At 35.9% G+C, this 1,040-nt stretch carries 1 protein-coding gene; it reads right to left on the bottom strand.

Annotated features, from left to right (window positions below):
* Nucleotides 1-904, bottom strand: a 904-nt coding sequence (istA, locus tag A6754_RS04215) for an IS21 family transposase (RefSeq protein WP_156495844.1), incomplete at its 3' end; no start/stop codon positions are given.
* Nucleotides 905-1,040: the final 136 nt, after the last annotated feature.

Raw genomic sequence — 1,040 nt, 5'->3', positions numbered from 1 at the left:
GTTGCTTTTCCAGGAGGAACACTTCGAATGGTCTCTTTTTTGTTGTATTGTGTATTTTATAGTTACCCGTTCTGTTCAGCCATTCCCACCCTTGCTCATTCCAAGAGTCGATGTTATGAAACACTCTATGTTTGGCATAGTTTTGTTTGATAAATCCAACTACATTTTCTATTCTTCCCTTACTCTCAGGGTCAGCTTTTCTACAAACCCGAAGGTTTATTCCTCTGGATTCTCTATACTGCTGAAATTCTTTAGTTAAAATTAGATCTCCACCATTTTCGCTAACAACAATTAAACTATCTTGGTCATAAACGATCTCATTGGTCATTCCTCCATACCATTTAAACGCGTTCTCATGGGCTTGTATAACATCCCGTGTTGTAAATGGTCTATCCAACCACTCTTTATACTTTTGTCTAGAATGTGATAAGACAAAAGCTATAAAGTTGAGTTTGGCTTCCTTATTATCAACAGTTTTTTGTCTCGTATGACCAAAATCTACTTGCATTTGTTCTCCCATTGGGGGATCAGGAATTGCCTCATACATTCGAGGAGATGTTTCCTTATTTATTTTGTATTCTTCTCTTAATGCTTTTACATATGTTCTTACTGTACTTTCTCCAACAGTTAGATCTTTATATTTCTCTAAAAGCCAATCATAAACTTGTGCTGCTGACATATCCGGATGCATTCTCAACCAAGATAAAATCAGTTCTTTATATGGATCTAATTTTTTCTTTTTATACTGAAGAGAATCAACCCATTCCGCCATCTCCGAAGGAGATCTCTTTAAGTGCCTGTAAACAGTTGTTCGAGAAACCCCTAACTTTTCAGCTATCTTTATCTGACTAAATCCTTGCTTTAATAATTGCTTTATCTCCATGTACATTTCCCACTTATCCACCTTCGCTAACCTCCACTGCAAGTATGAACTATGATCATTTTACAGTGATAGGTTGATATTTTTTGCTGGTATATTTGGGTAAATAAGCGTTTCATCTTATCAAGCAAAAACTGTACACTTTATTCTAGCAGTCACA

Source organism: Cytobacillus gottheilii, assembly GCF_001636345.1.
In the GTDB taxonomy this organism is placed as follows: Bacteria; Bacillota; Bacilli; order Bacillales; family Cytobacillaceae; genus Cytobacillus; species Cytobacillus gottheilii.
The sequence above is the reverse complement of the archived record's forward strand: the minus strand, read 5'-3'. Positions and strand labels throughout refer to the sequence as shown.